Source organism: Streptomyces sp. NPDC020965 (assembly GCF_044333555.1).
GTDB lineage: Bacteria > Actinomycetota > Actinomycetes > Streptomycetales > Streptomycetaceae > Streptomyces.
The window spans coordinates 32,490-50,272 of record NZ_JBIRRE010000002.1; the positions used below are offsets into that span (position 1 = coordinate 32,490).

The 17,783-nt window shown below is 71.7% G+C and carries 13 protein-coding genes; 7 read left to right on the forward strand and 6 right to left on the reverse strand.

Annotated features, from left to right (window positions below):
* Window positions 1-290: 290 nt before the first annotated feature.
* On the reverse strand, window positions 291-1,046 hold the full coding sequence (locus ACH4S7_RS07030; protein WP_398520090.1) for an SIS domain-containing protein: 756 nt from the start codon (window positions 1,044-1,046) through the stop codon (window positions 291-293).
* Window positions 1,047-1,280: 234 nt separating this feature from the next.
* Between ACH4S7_RS07030 and ACH4S7_RS07035 the strand changes: the two genes are divergently transcribed.
* Both ACH4S7_RS07035 and ACH4S7_RS07040 read left to right on the forward strand, forming a co-directional pair.
* Entirely contained in the window at window positions 1,281-1,973 is a 693-nt protein-coding gene (locus ACH4S7_RS07035) for a metal-dependent transcriptional regulator (protein ID WP_398520091.1), read from the forward strand.
* A gap of 987 nt (window positions 1,974-2,960) precedes the next feature.
* Window positions 2,961-3,884 (forward strand): alpha/beta fold hydrolase, encoded by a 924-nt coding sequence (locus ACH4S7_RS07040; protein WP_398520092.1) that lies wholly within the window; start codon window positions 2,961-2,963, stop codon window positions 3,882-3,884.
* Window positions 3,885-4,242: 358 nt separating this feature from the next.
* Here the strand turns inward: ACH4S7_RS07040 and ACH4S7_RS07045 are convergent, their stop codons facing one another.
* On the reverse strand, window positions 4,243-4,683 hold the full coding sequence (locus ACH4S7_RS07045) for an SSI family serine proteinase inhibitor (RefSeq protein WP_398520093.1): 441 nt from the start codon (window positions 4,681-4,683) through the stop codon (window positions 4,243-4,245).
* Window positions 4,684-5,185: 502 nt separating this feature from the next.
* Here ACH4S7_RS07045 and ACH4S7_RS07050 point away from each other — a divergent pair.
* Window positions 5,186-7,282 (forward strand): hypothetical protein, encoded by a 2,097-nt coding sequence (locus ACH4S7_RS07050; RefSeq protein WP_398520094.1) that lies wholly within the window; start codon window positions 5,186-5,188, stop codon window positions 7,280-7,282.
* Between the two features lie 182 nt (window positions 7,283-7,464).
* On the opposite strand, the gene ACH4S7_RS07055 is transcribed toward ACH4S7_RS07050, so the two are convergent.
* From ACH4S7_RS07055 to ACH4S7_RS07065, 3 genes are all read right to left on the reverse strand, one after another.
* Complete coding sequence (locus tag ACH4S7_RS07055; protein WP_398520095.1) at window positions 7,465-9,180, reverse strand: transporter; 1,716 nt, start codon at window positions 9,178-9,180, stop codon at window positions 7,465-7,467.
* A complete protein-coding gene (locus ACH4S7_RS07060) occupies window positions 9,177-9,998 on the reverse strand; it encodes an ABC transporter ATP-binding protein (RefSeq protein ID WP_398520096.1) in 822 nt (273 codons plus the stop codon). Before ACH4S7_RS07060 ends, ACH4S7_RS07055 begins: the two co-directional genes overlap by 4 nt.
* Before the next feature lie 125 nt (window positions 9,999-10,123).
* Window positions 10,124-10,801 carry a bifunctional DNA primase/polymerase gene (locus ACH4S7_RS07065; protein ID WP_398520097.1) on the reverse strand — a complete coding sequence of 226 codons (678 nt, stop codon included), beginning with the start codon at window positions 10,799-10,801 and terminating at the stop codon, window positions 10,124-10,126.
* Between the two features lie 648 nt (window positions 10,802-11,449).
* On the opposite strand from ACH4S7_RS07065, the gene ACH4S7_RS07070 reads away from it, so the two are divergent.
* Both ACH4S7_RS07070 and ACH4S7_RS07075 read left to right on the forward strand, forming a co-directional pair.
* Window positions 11,450-12,832, forward strand: a complete 1,383-nt coding sequence (locus tag ACH4S7_RS07070) for a transcriptional regulator (RefSeq protein WP_398520098.1) — start codon at window positions 11,450-11,452, stop codon at window positions 12,830-12,832.
* 135 nt (window positions 12,833-12,967) lie between these two features.
* Window positions 12,968-14,569 carry a hypothetical protein gene (locus ACH4S7_RS07075; RefSeq protein ID WP_398520099.1) on the forward strand — a complete coding sequence of 534 codons (1,602 nt, stop codon included), beginning with the start codon at window positions 12,968-12,970 and terminating at the stop codon, window positions 14,567-14,569.
* A gap of 200 nt (window positions 14,570-14,769) precedes the next feature.
* On the opposite strand, the gene ACH4S7_RS07080 is transcribed toward ACH4S7_RS07075, so the two are convergent.
* On the reverse strand, window positions 14,770-16,158 hold the full coding sequence (locus ACH4S7_RS07080) for an ABC transporter substrate-binding protein (protein WP_398520100.1): 1,389 nt from the start codon (window positions 16,156-16,158) through the stop codon (window positions 14,770-14,772).
* 182 nt (window positions 16,159-16,340) lie between these two features.
* Between ACH4S7_RS07080 and ACH4S7_RS07085 the strand changes: the two genes are divergently transcribed.
* On the forward strand, window positions 16,341-16,778 hold the full coding sequence (locus tag ACH4S7_RS07085) for a hypothetical protein (RefSeq protein ID WP_398520101.1): 438 nt from the start codon (window positions 16,341-16,343) through the stop codon (window positions 16,776-16,778).
* 152 nt (window positions 16,779-16,930) lie between these two features.
* Window positions 16,931-17,782: a formyltetrahydrofolate deformylase gene (purU, locus tag ACH4S7_RS07090; protein ID WP_398520102.1), complete on the forward strand. Its 852-nt coding sequence runs from the start codon at window positions 16,931-16,933 to the stop codon at window positions 17,780-17,782.
* Window position 17,783: the final 1 nt, after the last annotated feature.

The window sequence follows — 17,783 nt, forward strand, 5'->3', positions numbered from 1 at the left end:
CGCGCCCGGACAGGCCCCCGGCGAGGGGCCCGGCGCGTGCGTGGCGCGAGTCGGCCCCCGGGCGGAAGCCACCACCGTGTGATGGGCCTCAGCCGGGGGGCCGACCCGGGCCCTTCAGGAACGAGTCCGCCCCCGGCCTCCTGAGCCGACCCGCACCCGGCCCCTCCGGACACGACCTGCGTGCCCTGGTGACCTGCACGGCCCTGTGACCTGCCCGGCGTCCTGCCCGGCGCCCTGGACGGCTCCGTCGCCCGACCCGACGCCTTACCCGACCCGGCGCCTTACCCGACCTAGTGCCGGAAGAAGATCCGGTCCTTGTACTCCGTCATCACCCGGCCGTTCCACTCGTGTCCACCGTCCACGTTCCCCGACCGCAGCAGCGGCGGCTCGATGCCCCGCTCCACCAGCCGCTCCGCCGCCACGGCCATCGTGGCCTGCATCAGCGCGCTGGTCACCACGGTCGACGCGGGGGCGAACGGGGCCTCGATGCCCTCGTGCGTCAGCTCCGCGTCCCCGATTGCGATCTTGGAGTCGAGGACGACGTCGCAGTGGTCCTTGAGGAAGGTGCCCGATACGTGCCGGGACTTGGTCCCCGTCGCGTACGCCACCGAGGTCACACCGATGACCTTGAGGCCGAGGGCCCTCGCGTTCAGCGCCATCTCGACGGGCAGTGCGTTCCGCCCCGACAGGGAGATGATCACCAGGAGGTCGCCGGAGGTCGCCGGGCTGGTGTCGAGCACCGCCGCCGCGAGGCCGTCCACCCGCTCCAGGGCCGAACCGAGTGTCGCCGGCATGACATCGACGCCCACCGCGCCGGGGACGGCCAGCAGATTCATCACGGCGAAACCGCCGGCCCGGTAGACGACGTCCTGCGCGGCCAGTGAGGAGTGCCCCGCGCCGAAGGCGAAGAGCCGCCCGCCCGCCGCGATCGTGTCCGCGATGGCCTCGCCCGAGGCGACGATGCTCGCCGCCTCCTCGTCCCGTACGCGTTGCAGCAGACCGATCGCGGCGTCGAAGAACTGACCGGCCAGCTTGCTCTCGCTCATCATTGAGCCCTTTCCGGGGTGCGGGAACGCGGATGCTGAGCGCGCGAACCCGGGTACGTGTGGAACGCGGAGCGCGCCGGGGAATATCCCGTGCCGCGGATCACGTTGCGGTCTGGACCATTGCCCTGTCAATACGGTCACGGACACTGGCTTCTCCCGGCGCGACACGGTTGTCAGCGGGATGCGTAAGAATTGACTTCGGGGCCGCACCGCACGATTTATCGAGGGGCACGTATGTCCGGACTGATCGACACCACGGAGATGTATCTCCGCACCATCCTCGAACTCGAAGAGGAAGGCGTGGTTCCCATGCGCGCCCGTATCGCCGAGCGACTCGACCAATCCGGTCCCACGGTCAGCCAGACCGTGGCCCGTATGGAGCGGGACGGCTTGGTCACGGTCGCCGGGGACCGGCACCTGGAGCTGACGGACGAGGGCCGCAGGCTGGCCACGCGCGTGATGCGCAAGCACCGGCTGGCCGAGTGCCTCCTCGTCGATGTGATCGGCCTGGAGTGGGAGCAGGTCCACGCCGAGGCATGTCGCTGGGAGCATGTGATGAGCGAGGCGGTGGAGCGGCGGGTGCTTGAGCTGCTGCGTCACCCCACCGAGTCTCCTTACGGGAATCCGATTCCCGGCCTGGAGGAGCTGGGTGAGAAGGCGGAGGCCGATCCGTTCCTGGACGAGGGCATGGTCTCGCTGGCCGACCTCGACCCGGGCGTGGACGGCAAGACCGTCGTCGTGCGGCGGATCGGCGAGCCGATCCAGACGGACGCCCAGCTCATGTACACACTGCGGCGCGCGGGCGTGCAGCCCGGTTCCGTGGTGAGCGTGACGGAGTCCGCGGGCGGTGTGCTGGTGGGCAGCAGCGGCGAGGCCGCCGAGCTGGCCGCTGACGTCGCCTCGCACGTCTTCGTGGCCAAGCGCTAGAGAGCACGACAAGCAGGACCGTCCGCGAGCCGCGCGCAAGGGCTGACGGACGGGATTACGGGGGTACGAGGCCCCTCGGCGAGCATGGTGCCGGGAGGGCCTGGGGCGCGCGCGGCGCGCGCCAGGGGTCCGGAGCGCCTTGAGCGACCGGGTGGGTCCAAGCGCCCTGGGCGTCGGAAGTGATAGGTCCCGAACCGCAGCGCCCGGGGCGAATCGCGTGCGAGGCTGGGCCGAGGCAGATGACCCAGGGCCGGGGAGGGATCAGGGTGCTGCGCCCCTCGTACGCCCCGCGCACTCATCCGCGCGGCGCCGCTGTCCGTGGCCCGGATGCCGCGTGTTCCCCTGAGCCGTCCGATCGCGCCACGCTGCCGGATCCCGCCGCGCTGCCCGATCCCACCGCGTCGCCTGTTCGCGCCCGGGCCGCGCCGACGGCCGACCGCCCAACCTCCGAGCGCACGATGCCCCGGCCCACGACTGCCCGGCCCACGACTGCCCGGCGTCCGAAAGTCAGGCGCTCGACGCCCCGGCCTCCGACGCCCCGGCCATCGATGCCCCCGCGCCCGGCGACCAGCCCCGCGACCGCCCGCGCCTCCGCCGCCCGCCCGTACCCCGAGGCGCCCGGTGGGCCAGAGGGCCCCCGTCCGCGTCCGAGGTCAGGTACGCCAGAGGGTCCTGGTACGTGCGCGAGGTGCGGTACGCGCGAGGTGCCCGGTACGTGCGAGGGCCCCGGCGCCCTTGAGCGCCGGGGCCTGTCCTCCCCTGTGCTGACCCGGAGCCCCGAGCTCCCAGGGTCAATCCCCTCGGACCGTCTTCCCCGAGCGGCCCGCCTCCCGCAGAAGATCTCCCCTCGGGGACGGGCTCCAATCCCTGAGTGTGGTCACTCGAACGAGGGGTGTTGCGCGGCAGAACGATGCTTTCGAATACGAGTTCGATAACCTGCTGGATAGGTCGGTCCACGGCCGGGGGAGCGAAGGGGGTGCCGGGCAGATGGCGCGGCGCATGGATGTGGTGGGGGCCGACGGCGTGCGCCTGGCCGCCTGGGAGTTCGCGGACCCGCACAAGGGCGATGATGCCGTCCGAGGGAGGGACACCCCCCAGGGGCGCGCCCGGGACGATCCGGCGGTGGACGACGACCAGGAGGGCGCGCCGGGAGTGTTATTGCTGCACGGACTGATGGGCCGGGCCTCCCACTGGGCCTCGACGGCCCGCTGGCTCTCCGGACGGCAGCGCGCCGTCGCACTCGACCAGCGGGGTCACGGCCGCAGCGAGAAGCCGCTGGCCGGTCCCTACACCCGCGAGGCGTATGTGGCCGACGCGGAGGCCGCGATCGAGCAGTTGGGCCTCGCCCCGGTGACGCTGATCGGTCACTCCATGGGCGCGCTCACGGCCTGGCAGCTCGCGGCCAGGCGACCCGATCTGGTGCGGGCCCTGATCATCTGTGACATGCGCGCATCGGCGCTGGGCGCGGCCTCGCAGCGGGAGTGGGAAGACTGGTTCCGGGCCTGGCCGCTGCCGTTCGCGACCTTGGCGGACGTCCGCAAGTGGTTCGGCGAGGACGACCCCTGGGTGGAGCGCCCGACCCCCGCGCGCGGTGAGTTCTACGCCGAGGTGATGGCCGAGGGCGCCGACGGCTGGCGCCCCGTCTTCTCCCGCCGGCAGATGCTGAAGTCCCGTGAGACCTGGGTGTACGACGCCCATTGGGAGGAGTTGGCGCAGGTGCGGTGCCCCGCCCTGGTGGTCCGTGGGCTGGACGGCGAGCTGGGCCGGGCTGAGGCCCAGGAGATGGTGCGGGTGCTGCCCCGGGGCGTGTATGCGGAGGTGGCGGACGCCGGCCACCTGCTCCACTACGACCGGCCGGAGGCGTGGCACGCGGTGATCGAGCCGTTCCTCGACGATGTGCGGATGGGCTGACCCCGGAGGGTCGGGAAGGGCCGGGGAGGGCCAGGGCCCGAAAGCAGCCGCGGCGGCAGCGGCTGCACGATCGGTGAGTCCGGTGAGTCCGGTGAGTCCGGTGAGTCCGGTGAGTCCGGTGAGTCCGGCGAGTTCAGTGTGTCCGGTGAGTTCGGCGGCCGGTCGGCCCTCGCTGTGACCCGCCCGGCGGTGGGATCGCCGGTGTGCGGGCCGCGGGGGTGTCCGGCCGTCGGGCTGCCGTACGGACGACGGCTCCGCTCCCGTTCTCAGGGCGGGGGGTTCGGGCCGCCGGACTCGGGGGGTGGTGCGATGGGTGCACCGGGCGGTCGGAAGGAGAGACCGCCGGAGGGAGAGACCGTCAGAAGGCGAAGACCGCGCCCTCGCCCAGGCTCGCCACCATCTCGCACCCGTTGTTGTAGGTGGCGGACCAGTCGACCCGCTGGCCGCGCCACGCGCCGTCCGCCGTGACCGTCACCGGGTCCCACTCGCGGGTGCAGAGCGTGACGGGCAGTCGGGACGGCAGATCGGCGAAGCGCCCGTCCACCCAGCGCAGTTCACGGCAGGCGGCGACCGGCGACGGGTGGGTGCCCTCCGCCCGGGGGGAGCAGCTGAGGGTCACCGCCCGCTCGACGGTGACGGCGATGCCCTCGGCGGGCGAGCCCTTGCCGATGGTGAGCACCACCGCGGACGGGGCGTACAGGGCGGTGTCGTCGGGCTGGTCCGCCCGGGCCGTGGCCGCCGCCGTGCCGCTCAACACCAGGGCGGCGGTCGCCGCGATCGTGCCGCGCAGATGACGCATGAGAGGGACTCCTTCGTTTCGAGGGTTCGCTTCGAGGGTTCGTTCCCGGGGGTCGCCCCGGGAGTCGGTGATTGCGCTCGGGAGTCTTGCGTAAGCGGACAGTGAAAGCACGTGGATCACCGCTTTCCGGCCGCCCTTTCGATTCCGAGGGTGACCGAATGGTCGTTCGGGCAGCTCGGGCGGGGTGCTCGGAACCCCCGCGAGGCGTCCGACATATGGACAATCTTGGGTGGTCCAATCGAGAACTACTTACTGAGCTGCGAAAACCTGTTCGTGGTACAGCTCTTCGGCCACCTCGCTTCGACGGGAAAGCGCCGTCCGTGCGGAACGAAACCCCATATCCCCTGAATACACCTGAAAACAGGACCATTCGTAACCTGTGCCGTCCTCCGTGCGTTTGTTCATCCGACGCCCGCCCACGCGAGGTTCGTTCGGCTTCTTCCGCTGCGCGGTCCGCGCGGGCATGGTGTCCCGGTGGTCCGAATCTCTCTGGGGAGGACACATGGAACGCAGGCGGTTATTGCAGGCCGGAGCCGGGTTCACCCTGGCGTCCGGGGCGGGAGCGCTGCTCAGCCCGGCCCAGGCGCACGCCGGCACAGATCCATCGGCCGGAGCGGCCCCGGCGGGGGGCCAGGCCCCGGCCGGTAGAGCGGCGGCCATAGGTGCCCCCGCGCACTGCTCGGGCACCCCCATCACGACACACGGCACCGCATCGCTGACGGCCGCGATCGTCAGCATGTCGGTCCTCGGCGACAAGGCGTACGTCGTCGCCCGAGGGCAGAACCCACCCGTACTCGGTGAGATCGACCTGCCGTCCAAGACCCTGGTCAGAGCCGTTCGGCTCAACCGGGGCGAGGGTGGCTGGGCGACCACCGTGTCGGGTGGTCAGATCTACGCCGGGACCTATCCGTTCCCGGACATCTACCGTTTCGACCCCGTCTCCGGCGAGGTGCGGCTCATCGGCACCGTCGGTCCGGCCGGCGGCTTCGTCTGGTGCCTCACCACGGCACCCGACGGCACCGTGTACGCGGGCACGTCACCGCGCGGCGAGGTCTGGGAGTACAAGCCGTCGACCGGCACGCTGCGCAACCTCGGTGTCGCCGTCGCGGGTCAGCAGTACGTGCGCGCCATCGCGGCCGACGACCATTACGTCTACGCGGGCACGCTGCCGTCGGGTTATGTCGTCGCGTACGACCGCACCACCGGCGCGAAGACGAACATCACCCCGACCCCGTACGGCGGCGCCGCCGCCATGATCGCCCGCGGTGGCCGGGTGATCGCCGGACTCACCAGGTCCCTGGTCGACATGGCACCCGACGGCAGCGACGCGCGGGTGATCCCGACGCCCGCCGCCGAGCGGTTGATAGACGCCATGGCGATGACGGCCGACGGCACGCTCTACTGCGTCGGCCGCCCCACCGGCACCGTCTACCGGCGCGAGGGCACCACCCTCGTCCCGGTCACCGCCCCCACCCCGGGCGACGAACACCGCGCGCTGGTGCCGCTGGACGCCCGTACGCTCCTCGGCTGCGCGGGCAGTGGCCGCCTCTGGTGGCTGGATCTCGACAGCAACCGGTCGGACATAGTGGAACTGATCGACGCCGGTCTCTCCGGCCCCGACCCGGTGCAGTCCATGGCGTACGGGAGCCGGGGGACCGTCCACGTCGGCGGCCACTACTCGATCACCACCCACCGTCCGGCGACCGGCGCGGTCAAGCGGACCAGCGTCGCCGGGGAGCCCAAACAACTCCAGGTGGTCCACGGCCGGGTGTACGCGGCGATGTACCCCAGCGCCGAAATGCTGGAGCTGGATCCGGACCGGGGCCGGGTGCGCTCGCTGGGCTTCATCGAGAACGACCAGCAGCGGCCCACCGACATGGCGTACGACGCCGGCCAGGACCAACTGCTGGTGGCTTCGGCGCCAGGGGTCGGCCTGCTCAAGGGCGCGCTGACCGTCGTGGACCGGTCACGCCGCAGGCTCACCGTCCACAAGGACATCATCCAGAACCAGTCCGTGATGTCCCTCGCGCTGGAGGAGGAGTACGGCCGGCACCGGATCGTCTATCTGGCCGGTGACACCTGGGGCGGCGGCAGCGTGCCGCCGGCCCGCCCGAGCGCCACGATCGTCGCGTTCGACCTGCGCCGCCGCAAGGTGCTCTGGGAGGTCACCCCGGTCGAGGGGTACGCCAGCTTCCAGCACATCACCGTGCACGACGGAGTGCTCTACGGGCTCTACAAAAGGCTCGCGGGCAGTTGGTTCGCCATGGACCTGGAGACCAGGACCGTACTGCGGTCCGGCCGGCTGCCGAGCTACGGCGAACTGAGCGTGCACGGCGACCAGGTGTACGCGTCGATCTTCGGCGGCTCGGTCTACCGGATCGGACCGGACCTGGCCGAGCCGGAGTTGGTCGTCAGCGGCCTCGGCGACGGCTGGTACAACCCGCCGCAGCTCGCCTGGGAGAACCGTTCCTGGTACGCCTGGGGCACCGCCAACCGCAGTCTGGCCCGGCTCCGCCTCGATCCGAGGTGCTCCCCGGCGGCGCGGACCAGGAACATGCCGCCGGACCACAGCCTGCTGGAGGGGCTGCTGGCCCACTGACCGGTTGACGACAGGCACGGGAAGTACGACCGGCTGACCAGAGACACAAGAGCAAGCAAGAGCACCAAGAGCAATAGAAGCACCAAGAGGCACAACAGTCACAAGAGGTACGAGAAGGGCGAGAGGGGGAAGACCCACATCGGGCCTCCCCCCTCTCGCGCCTCGCGCAGCAGACGGCGCCCTCAGGACTTGCTGACCGCCGTGATGATCTCCGGCAGCCGCTGGGCCGTCCACGGCGCGGCGAGCCGCAGCCCGACCCACGCCATCAGCACCCCGTACGCAGCGCCCAACGGCAGCACCAGCCAGAGCTGGCCGTGCGCGTCGGTGAGATGGGCCCAGATCGTCAGGGCGATCACCGGGGCGCAGAGCAGCCCCCCGACGACCATGCCGCCGAAGAGCGAGATCCAGGCGATGGCGCCCTGCCCCGGCGCGACGTTCTTGTACGCGTTGTCCTGCGGGATCGAGTACGCGAACCGGGCCGACGACACCGCGCCGGTGCCCAGCATCGCGCCCAGCACCGCGTACGACAGCCCCAGCGCCGACGGCAGCGCCTGCCAGTCAGCCAGCACCGCGGCGGTCACGACGGTGACGAGAGTGCTGTACGGGAGGGTGATCAGCAGCAGCGCGAGTGCCCGCGCCCGCAGTTCGTCGTACGCGTCCCGGGTGGTGGACAGCGTCTGTGCGACCATCCAGAACGCCGAGGTGTCCTGCCCGAACTGGTTGTACATCTGCACGCCCAGCATCCCCGCGGCGAAGGTCGCGAAGTAGATCGAGCCGGTGCCCTGGAGGGCGTTGAACAGCGGCACGATCAGGCCGATCGCGAGCCCCGTCACCCAGGTCGCCTTGGTCTTCGGGTCGCGCCACACATAGCGCAGGAACCGCTGCATCACGGTGCCCGTACGGCCCCCGGGCAGCAGCCGGTGCAGACCGGACGACGAGCCCGCCCGGTCCGGCCCGCTCGACGCGGCGAGCGTCGACCCGTCGGGCGCCGTCATCAGCCGGGTCAGACTGTGCTCCCAGTACCGGAGCACGGCGTACAGCGCCCCGGCCGTCAGCGCGAGCTGGGCCAGCGCCACCCCGTACGAGCCCTCGCTCGCGGAGTCGATGGCGCCGATCGCGGCGGCCGGCGGCAGCCACCGTACGATCTCCGTCGCCGGTTCCAGCGCGGAGAGACCGCCGGACTGGCCCAGCCGCTGCGCGCCGAAGTTGACGACCTGGAGGCCCACCGCGACCAGCAGACCGCTGAGCAGGGCGAGATCGCGGCCCTTGCGGGAGGTGAGCAGCCGGATGTTGGCCGCGGCGACGGCCCGTGCCAACGCCACGCAGACCAGCAGGGTGAGCGGCACCGCGACGACGGCGACCAGCGCCGCCCCGGTGCCGTGTGCGACCGCGAGCGCCGCACCCAGCACCAGGCAGAGCGAGAAGAGCGGTCCGATGCCGACCAGCGACGCGGTGAGCAGCGCGGTGACCAGCGGGCGGGGGCGCAGCGGCAGCATCACCAGCCGGGTCGGGTCCAGCGTCTCGTCACCGCTGGCGAAGAAGAGTGGCATCACCGCCCAGCCGAGCGCCAGCACCCCGGTCAGCAGGACGCTGACGGACGCGGCGCCGTCGTTGCCGCGCAGCAGGATCAGCCCGAGGAGCTGGCCCGCCGCGACGAGCAGGGCGAAGACGAGGGAGATGACGAACACGGCGGTACGGGCGGTGGACTGGCGCAGTCCGTTCCGCAGCAGCGACAGCTTGAGCCGGACGAAGATCCCGGCCAGCCGCCCCGTGGGCAGCGCGTCGACCGCCCCGCGCCGGGCGTCAGCGCCCTGCGCGTCGGTGTCCGTGCCGTGCGCACCGACGACAGCACCGCCGTCCTGGACGCTCTGGGCGCTGTCCGCGGCCGAACCGCTCATCGGGCACCGCCGCCGAGCCAGTCCAGCGACTGGCCTGCGTCCCGCCCGCTGGCGCCGACCAGTTCCAGGAACGCGCTCTGTAGGGACGGCGCGTCGCCGCGTACCTCCGCGAGCGGACCCTGGGCCCGGATGTGCCCCCCGGCCATCACGGCGACCCAGTCACAGAGCGACTCCACCAGCTCCATCACATGGCTGGAGAAGACGACCGTCGCGCCCGATGCGGTGTAGCGCTCCAGAACACCCCGGATGGTCTGGGCCGAGACCGGGTCCACGCCCTCGAACGGCTCGTCCAGGAAGAGCACCTCGGGGTTGTGCAGCAGCGCGGCCGCCAGCCCGATCTTCTTGCGCATACCGGTCGAGTAGTCCACGACCAGCTTGTGCTGCGAACCCGCCAGATCCAGTACGTCGAGGAGTTGGGCGGCCCGCTTGTCGACCTCGTCGCCGGGGAGTCCGCGCAGCCGCCCCATGTAGCCGAGCAGTTCCCGGCCGGAGAGCCGCTCGAAGAGCCGCAGTCCCTCCGGCAGTATCCCGATACGGGGTTTGACCTGGACCGGATCGCGCCAGACGTCGTGTCCCGAGATGAACACCCGGCCCTGGTCGGGGCGGAGGAGGCCCGTCACCATCGAGAGGGTGGTGGTCTTCCCGGCGCCGTTCGGGCCGACGAGACCGATGAACCGGCCGGCCGGCAGGGTGAGATCGACACCGGAGACGGCGATCTGCTCGCCGAAACGTTTCCACAGCCCCTCGACACGGACGGCGGGCGGCGCCGTCCCCGCTCCGCCCGCTTCCGCGGCCCCCATCGCCTGGTCCTCCGGCATGTGCCCTGCCTTTCGGTGTCCCCTATGTCCTACGCGTCAGCATTCTGTGCGCGTCGATATGGGTACACCTTATGTAAGGGCTGCTTAAAGGAGCTGGTGGCCGTCTTCGATGCCGTGGTGGCAGGTCACACGCCCCGGGTGCGGGCCGCCACGGCCTCCCGGCCGCACGCGTACGCCAGCGGGCTGATCAACTCCTCCGCGTCCGGCAGCCACCGGTTGGCGGCGGTCGGGCGGCGCGCCCACTGGACCGCGCCGTGGCCGCCGACCCGGGTCGGCGGAGCGGCCACATAGTGACCCTCGCCCCGGGCGACCAGATCGACGGAGCTGGGCGCCCAGCCGAGCCCGCGAATCAGCTCGGGCACCTTCGGGGTGGCGCCGGGCAGTACGAAGAAGAGCATCCGGCGATCCGGGGTGCGGGTCACCGGGCCGAGCGGCAGCTCCATCCGCTCCATCCGCGCCAGGGCCAGGAACCCGGCCGACTCGGGCACGTCGAGGGCGTCGAACGTCCGTCCCGTGGGGAGCAGGATCGACGCCCTCGGGTGCTTCCCCCACAGCCGGCGGGCCGCGGTGGCGCTGCCCGTCGCCTGGGTCGCCCAGTCCGGTCTCGCCGGGTGGGCTCCCGGCGCCGCGCAGTCGGCGTCACCACAGGAGCAGTGCTCCCTGGTGCCCGCCGCCTCCAGCCAAGTGCCGGGGAACACGTCCCAGTGCCGCTCTTCCGCATAGCGCACCGCATGATCCAGTAGCTGTTCACCCCGCTGCTGGGGAATCTGCGCGGCTTCTGTGACTCCGATGGTCTCTTCCACGATCCACTCAACTCCCGCCGTCACCTTGGGTTACGGGCGCCCTACGCCCCGCCCTTGATCATGATCCCGCATATGGGGCGCATGGATGCACGGACGGGGGCGCGTACGGCGACGGGCCACGGGGACGGGTACCTCATAGGCAAGCTCATGGGCGAGGAGGTCGAGTTGGAGTCCGCGCCCAGCGAGCACCGCACGGGCGCGGGGGACGCGGGGGATGCCGTACGGCCGACTCCGGACACTCGGAAGGGCTCGGGGCCGTGGAGTTCGCGCTCTTGTGCTCGTACCCGGGGCTCCGTACGCCGGGATCCGTACGCCGTGCCCGGAATATCCCGCCCCGGAATGCCGCGCCTCGAACGCCGGTTTCGTGTGCCGGGGTTCGGGTGACGGTTTTGGACGGGGCGTCCGGGCGGTGGGTTCCGAGCGCGGGGTTCGGGCGCGGGGTTCGGGTGTCGGGTTCGGGTGTCGGGTTTCGGGCGACGGGTTGTGAAAGTCGGGCTTTGAACAATAAAAGCCGCAGGCTTTGGGTCGCTGGAAGAGTTTCTGGCATGACTTCTGGAAATAACAGACCAAGTCGCTTAATTCTGCATTCTCCGTAAATCAGCCCGCAATGATCTCTGCGTGGATCACCGCGGCCCCAGGGGGTTACTCATGGCAGCCAGGCCACTCGTCGCCCGACAGCCGAACGAACGGTTGCAGGCGCTCATCCAGGAAGCCGGGTGTTCCAACGCCGGACTCGCCCGCCGCGTCAACATGGTCGGCGCGGAACGCGGTCTCGACCTGCGGTACGACAAAACATCGGTGGCGCGTTGGCTGCGTGGACAGCAGCCACGCGGACGCGCCCCCGGCATCATCGCCGAGGCGCTCGGCCGCAAACTCGGCCGTACGGTCACGATCGACGAGATCGGCATGGCCAACGGCAAGAACCTCGCGTCCGGCGTCGGCCTCCAGTTCTCGCCGACGGTGCTCGGCGCGATCGAGCAGGTCTGTGAGCTGTGGCGCAGCGACGTCGGACGCCGCGACTTCCTCTCCGGCGCCGCCGTCGCCGCCTCCGCCCTGGTCGAACCCAGCCGCGATTGGCTGATCACCGGCCCGGACGTCCAGGTCGCGCGGACGGCGGGCGCCCGGGTCGGCGGCTCGGACGTCGATGCGGTACGGGCGATGACCTCGGCCCTCACCGAGCTGGACCACCGATTCGGCAGCGGACACATCCGCCCGGTCGTCGTGCACTACCTGAACTCCGTCGTCTCCGGGCTGCTCTCCGGCTCGTACCGGGAGACCGTCGGCCGGGACCTGTTCGCCGCCGTCGCCCGACTCACCGAGCTGGCGGGATACATGGCCGTCGACACCGGCCAGCCCGGCCTCGCCCAGCGCTACTACATCCAGGCCCTCCGGCTCGCCCAGGCGGCCGGCGACCGGGGGTACGGCGGCTATGTGCTCGCCGCCTCCATGAGCCATCTCGCCGCCCAGCTCGGCAACCCCAGAGAGATCGCCCAACTGGCGCGCGCCGCACAGGAAGGGGCCAGAGGCCAGATCACCCCGCGCGCCGAGGCGATGTTCTTCGCCGCCGAGGCCCGGGGTCACGCCCTCCTCGGGGACGCCCGCACCTGTCACACCGTGGCGGGCAAGGCGCTCTCCGCGCTGGAGCGGTCCGAGCCGGAGACGGGCGACGACCCCGTGTGGATCACCCATTTCGACCGGGCCTACCTCGCGGACGAACTGGCCCACTGCTATCGCGACCTGGGCCAGCCCGAGGCCGCCGAGCACCATGCGGCGAACGCGCTGGACGGGCATCCGGAGGCCCGGGCCCGACGGCGGGCGATCGGCATGATCCTGCTCGCCACGGCCCAGGTGCAGCAGCGCGAGGTCGAGCAGGCGTGCCATACGGGAACGGGCGCGGTGGAGCTGCTGGGGCGGCTGCGCTCCAGCCGGGGAGCGGAGTATCTGGAGGACTTCCAGCAGCGTCTGGAGCCGTACGCGGACGAACCCGCGGTGCGTGAGTTCGGCGCGCGGCTGGAGGCGCAGGCCGCGTGAGCGCTCTCACAGACCGCCTCCCAGCAGCGCGTTGAGGGGGCTCGCCACCATCACTCGCCGGTGTGTGTGCGGAGGGGACCGGGGCACCCGGTAGCGTGACCCGACGGTTCCGTAGGTTCACATGGAGGAGTCCTGGTGACGCACAGCGGACAGGGTGATGAGCGGCCCCCGACCGCCGGGCCCGCGCACGAGGGCGTCGTGCTGCCCGCCGACGGATCCGAGCCCTGGATACCGGGTGACCCCGGCGCCCGGACGGCTCCCTCGGACGGGCAGCCGTGGGGAGAGCCCTGGGGCCCCGGGCAGCCCGGTCCCGAGGCCGCCCGGCCGGGCCCGGGATACGGCCAGGGGGAGTACGGGGCGGCGGGCCATCCGCTGCCGGACGCCGTCCCGCCGCACGCCGCCGCGGACGCCACCCAGTACCTCCCCCCGGTCGGAGCGGACGGGGGGCCGCCCGTGCCGGGCGCTTCGGACGCGACGCAGTACATCCCGCCCGTGCCGGGCGCGTCCGACGCGACCCAGTACATCCAGCCGGTTCCCGGTGCGTCCGACGCGACCCGGCTGATACCCCCGGTCCCGCCGCACGCGGGACCGCCCGTGCCCGGCGCGTCCGACGCCACGCAGTACATCCCGCCCGTGCTGGGCGCGTCCGACGCGACCCAGTACATCCAGCCCGTCCCCGGTGGGGGCGACGCCACCCAGTACCTGCCGCCCGTCGCACCGGGCGCGCTTCCCCCGGAGACCGCCGCCGACGCCGCCGACACCTCCAGGCCCTCGCGCCCCTCGCGGCGCCGGGGGTCGGCCGCGGAGCCCGCGGTGCCGCCGGCCCCCGTGAGCGCCCCGTACGGGATACGCCCCGGCGCGCCCGGTGACCGACCGCCGCCGGCTGAGTTCGACAATCTCTTCCGCGCCGACGCCGGGGGTGCGGCCGGGATCGGCCCGACCCCGGACTCCACCCAGCAGATGCCCCGCTTCGACGGCGGCACGGGTGGTTCAGGAGGTATGGGCGGCTCAGGAGGTACGGGGGGTGACGCGGCCCCGGCCTCATCGTCTCCCCGGCCCGGCCGGGGATCGCGCCGCCGGGCCCCGGCACGGCGGCGGAGGTCACTGCCGGTGCCCCTGGTCGCGGCCGTGGTCGTCGGCTGCGCCATCGTCGGACTGGGCGCCGGCGCGCTGGTGTTCGGCGGCAAGGGCGACGGCGACGACCGCCCGAAGGAGAGTGAGAAGGTCGTGGCGGCCTCGCCGACCCCCGACCTCGACGATCTGCCCAAGCCCGACGACGATCCGGCCCGGCCCCAGGCCGAAGCGCTGGACCGGCTCCTCGCGGACAGCAACAACAGCCGTGGCGCGGTGATCCGCTCGGTGGAGGACATCAAACGCTGTGACAACCTCGACCGGGCCCGGGACGATCTGCGCGAGGCGGCCGACCAGCGCCGGGAGCTGGTGGACCGGCTGGAGAAGCTCAGCGTCGACGGGCTGCCCCGGCACGCCGAGCTGACGAAGGCGCTCACCAAGGCGTGGAAGTCCTCCGCTTCGGCCGATGACGACTACGCGGCCTGGGCCAAGCAGGTCAAGCGGAAGAAGGGCTGCCGGGACGGTAAGGCGCGCCTCACCAAGCGGTCGGCCGAGGCCAACCGCGCCAGCGGCGCGGCGACCGAGGCCAAGCGGGAGGCGTCCGCGATCTGGAACTCGATCGCGGTCAAGTACCGGCTGACCGCGCGCGGCGCCGACCAGCTCTAGGGCTGTCACGGAAGGCCCCGGGGTCGTCGGGGAAGACCCGGGGCCGGCGGGGAGGACCCCCCCCGGCACGCGCCTGCCCGCCGTCGTGGCCTTCGGCGGCGGGCCCAGAGCTCGACGGCGGTACTCAGCGGTGGGCTCAGAGCTCGACAGCGGTACTCAGCGGCCGGCTCAGAGGTCGACGGCGGTACTCAGCGGTGGGCTCAGAGGTCGACGGCGGCGTTCAGCGCCTTGCCGACGTCCACGAAGCCCTCCCGCTGGGCCACCAGCCGTCCCTGGGAGACGACTTGGAAGGTCACCCCCGGGTTCACCACCCGGGGCAGACCGGGGGTGCCGAGCATGTCCTCGAAGTCCCAGCGCAGCGGCGGTGTGAGGCCCCCGGTGTCGACCCGTACCCCGGAGTCGAGCGTGTGGGCGATGCGCTGGGGGGTGATCTCGGCCGAGTCGATCTCCTCGATCACCGCCCGCAGCACGCCGTACGCGATCCAAGTGGTCTGCGCCCCCGGGTCGGTGGGGTCGACGCTGTTGTCGGCGAACGCATGGGTGTTGATCACCTCCCGCATCGCGTCCCAGCGGGCGTCGCCCCCGGCCGGGTACCAGCCGGTGATGAAGGCGCCCTCGAAGGCGCCGCTTCGGCCGCCGGTACGGTCGATGAGGGACTGGCCGACACTGCCGTGGACGGAGGAGACCCGGATGCTGAGGTCGTCGTCGGGCAGCCGCCTGAATGAGTCGAAGAACGTCTCGGTGCGCTCACCGAGCGTGGCGGTGACACAGCCGGGCCGGGAGTCGTCGGCCTCCGCGCCGGGGTCGCCCGCCTTCGAGCGGGCCCGCGCGGCGGCCCGGGTGTAGTCGGTCGCGTCCTCGGGGGCGAGGATGTCGGTCGACTCGCGCCCGCTCCGTGCGAGACCGGCGTTGAGCAGTTCGAGCTGTCCGTCGCCCGCGAGGGAGTCGGGGCGGACGAGGGAGACGTGACGGCAGAGGTCGGCGAGTTGCATCCCATGACCGGCGAGAAGGGCCGACTGGCCGCCGTTGACGGGGTAGGAGAGGTAGCTGGTGAACTCCTCCTCGGTGATCCCGTAGCCGCCGATGAAGGGGATTCCGGCCGCCTCCAGCGGGGCCATGAAGGAGTGGCCGTGCTGGCTGTACGAGCCGACGACCGCGTCCACCTTCTCCGCGACCGCGCGCCGGGCGCAGGCGGAGGCGCCGATCGCGGTGTTCTTCTCGTTGCAGGAGATGATGCGCAGCCGGTGGCCGTCGATGCCGCCGTCGGAGTTCACCCAGCGGGCGTACGCCTTCGCCATGGCGGGCATTCCGGGCAGGTTCGTCGCCTGGGTCTTCTCGGGCGCGAAGGTCATCACCGTGACGGACTCCCGGGAGCCGTTCCCGCCGCCGGGGAGCACCCCGCAGCCGGTGGCGAGCAGCGCCCCGGCCACCAGGAGGGCGGCTGGGCGGGCCGGTGCGGTCCAGGAGGTGCCGCGGGTGGTCCGGGGTTTCCCGGCCGCCTCGGTGATCCGGGCGGTACGGGCGTCCCCGGAGGGGTTCTGCGCGATCCAGGAGGGGCGGGGGGAGGAGGAGCGTCGCCTACCGGTCATGGTCCATCACAGTTCCGTCACCCGGGTAACGGCGGAGTGTGCCCGCTTCAACGAGGAGTGTCGGGGAGGTGAATTACGGGGGGTGTGGGAGCCGCCGCGGAAAGGAACGTACGATCGACGGCGTGCAGCAAGGTCCGGATTTCCCTTCCCGTCGCGGCCGTCGCTCCTCCACCATGGGCGGTATGCCGCTCAATGACATGCCCTGGTGGCGCTGGCGCACTCATGTGCGTTCGGCGCTGCACATGCTCTCCGACCCCGTCTTCCAGCGGGAGACCTGGCTGGTCGGGAGGGAGGGGTACGGAGATGTGACCGACGCCGTCTACCGGCTGGTCGAGGACACCTGGCTGGACAACTGGTCGGGTGACAAATACATCGGCACCATCTTCCGTGACGCGAACGAGGCCGCGCTGGTGGACGTCGCGGTGCTGCGGGTGCTGCGGATCATGCACCAGGTGGGGGCCGACGCCCCCGTGTCCGCCTATATGGAGCACCACGGCTGGCCCGAGGCCGTCCGGGCGTGCCGCGACGCGCACGTACGCCTGGCGGAGAACGACGGCGAGGACCCGGACGACCCGCCGAGGTCGCTGGACGTCCTGCGGATCATGACCCGGTCCGCCTGACCGCCCCGCCTGCGGAGCCGACCCCACCCCCGAGCCGACCCCACCCCCGACTCGACCGGAGCGCCTGGTCCGACCCGACCTGCTCGTCCGCGGGGGCGACCGCTGGGTGGACCATCCCGTCCGCTCGCCGTCGGATATGGCACCCTACGAGGATGACCGACCAGTACGTCCTGACGCTCTCCTGCCCGGACAAACAGGGCATTGTTCATGCCGTGTCGAGCTATCTCTTCATCACTGGCTGCAACATCGAGGACAGTCAGCAGTTCGGGGACCGGGACACGGGTCTGTTCTTCATGCGGGTCCACTTCTCGGCCGAGGCGCCGGTGAACGTCGAGAAGCTCCGGGCGAGCTTCACCGCCGTCGGGGACTCCTTCGCGATGGACTGGCAGATCCACGCCGCCGACGAGCCGATGCGGATCGTCCTGATGGTCAGCAAGTTCGGCCACTGCCTGAACGACCTGCTCTTCCGCTCCAGCATCGGGGCGCTGCCGGTGGAGATCGTCGCCGTGGTCTCCAACCACCGGGACTTCGCCGAACTGGTCGGCACGTACAACATCCCCTTCCACCACATTCCGGTCACCAAGGAGAACAAGGCGGAGGCGGAGGCACAGCTACTGGAGCTGGTGCGCGCGGAGAGTGTCGAGCTGGTGGTGCTCGCGCGCTATATGCAGGTCCTGTCGGACGACCTCTGCAAGCAGCTCAGCGGGCGGATCATCAACATCCACCACTCCTTCCTGCCGAGCTTCAAGGGCGCGAAGCCGTACCACCAGGCGCACGCGCGCGGGGTGAAGCTGATCGGCGCGACGGCCCACTATGTGACGGCCGACCTCGACGAGGGGCCGATCATCGAGCAGGAGGTCGAGCGGGTGGGCCATGAGGTGACCCCGGACCAGCTCGTGGCGGTCGGCCGGGACGTGGAGTGCCAGGCGCTGGCCCGCGCGGTGAAGTGGCACGCGGAACACCGCATCCTGCTGAACGGCCGCCGTACGGTCGTCTTCGCGTAGG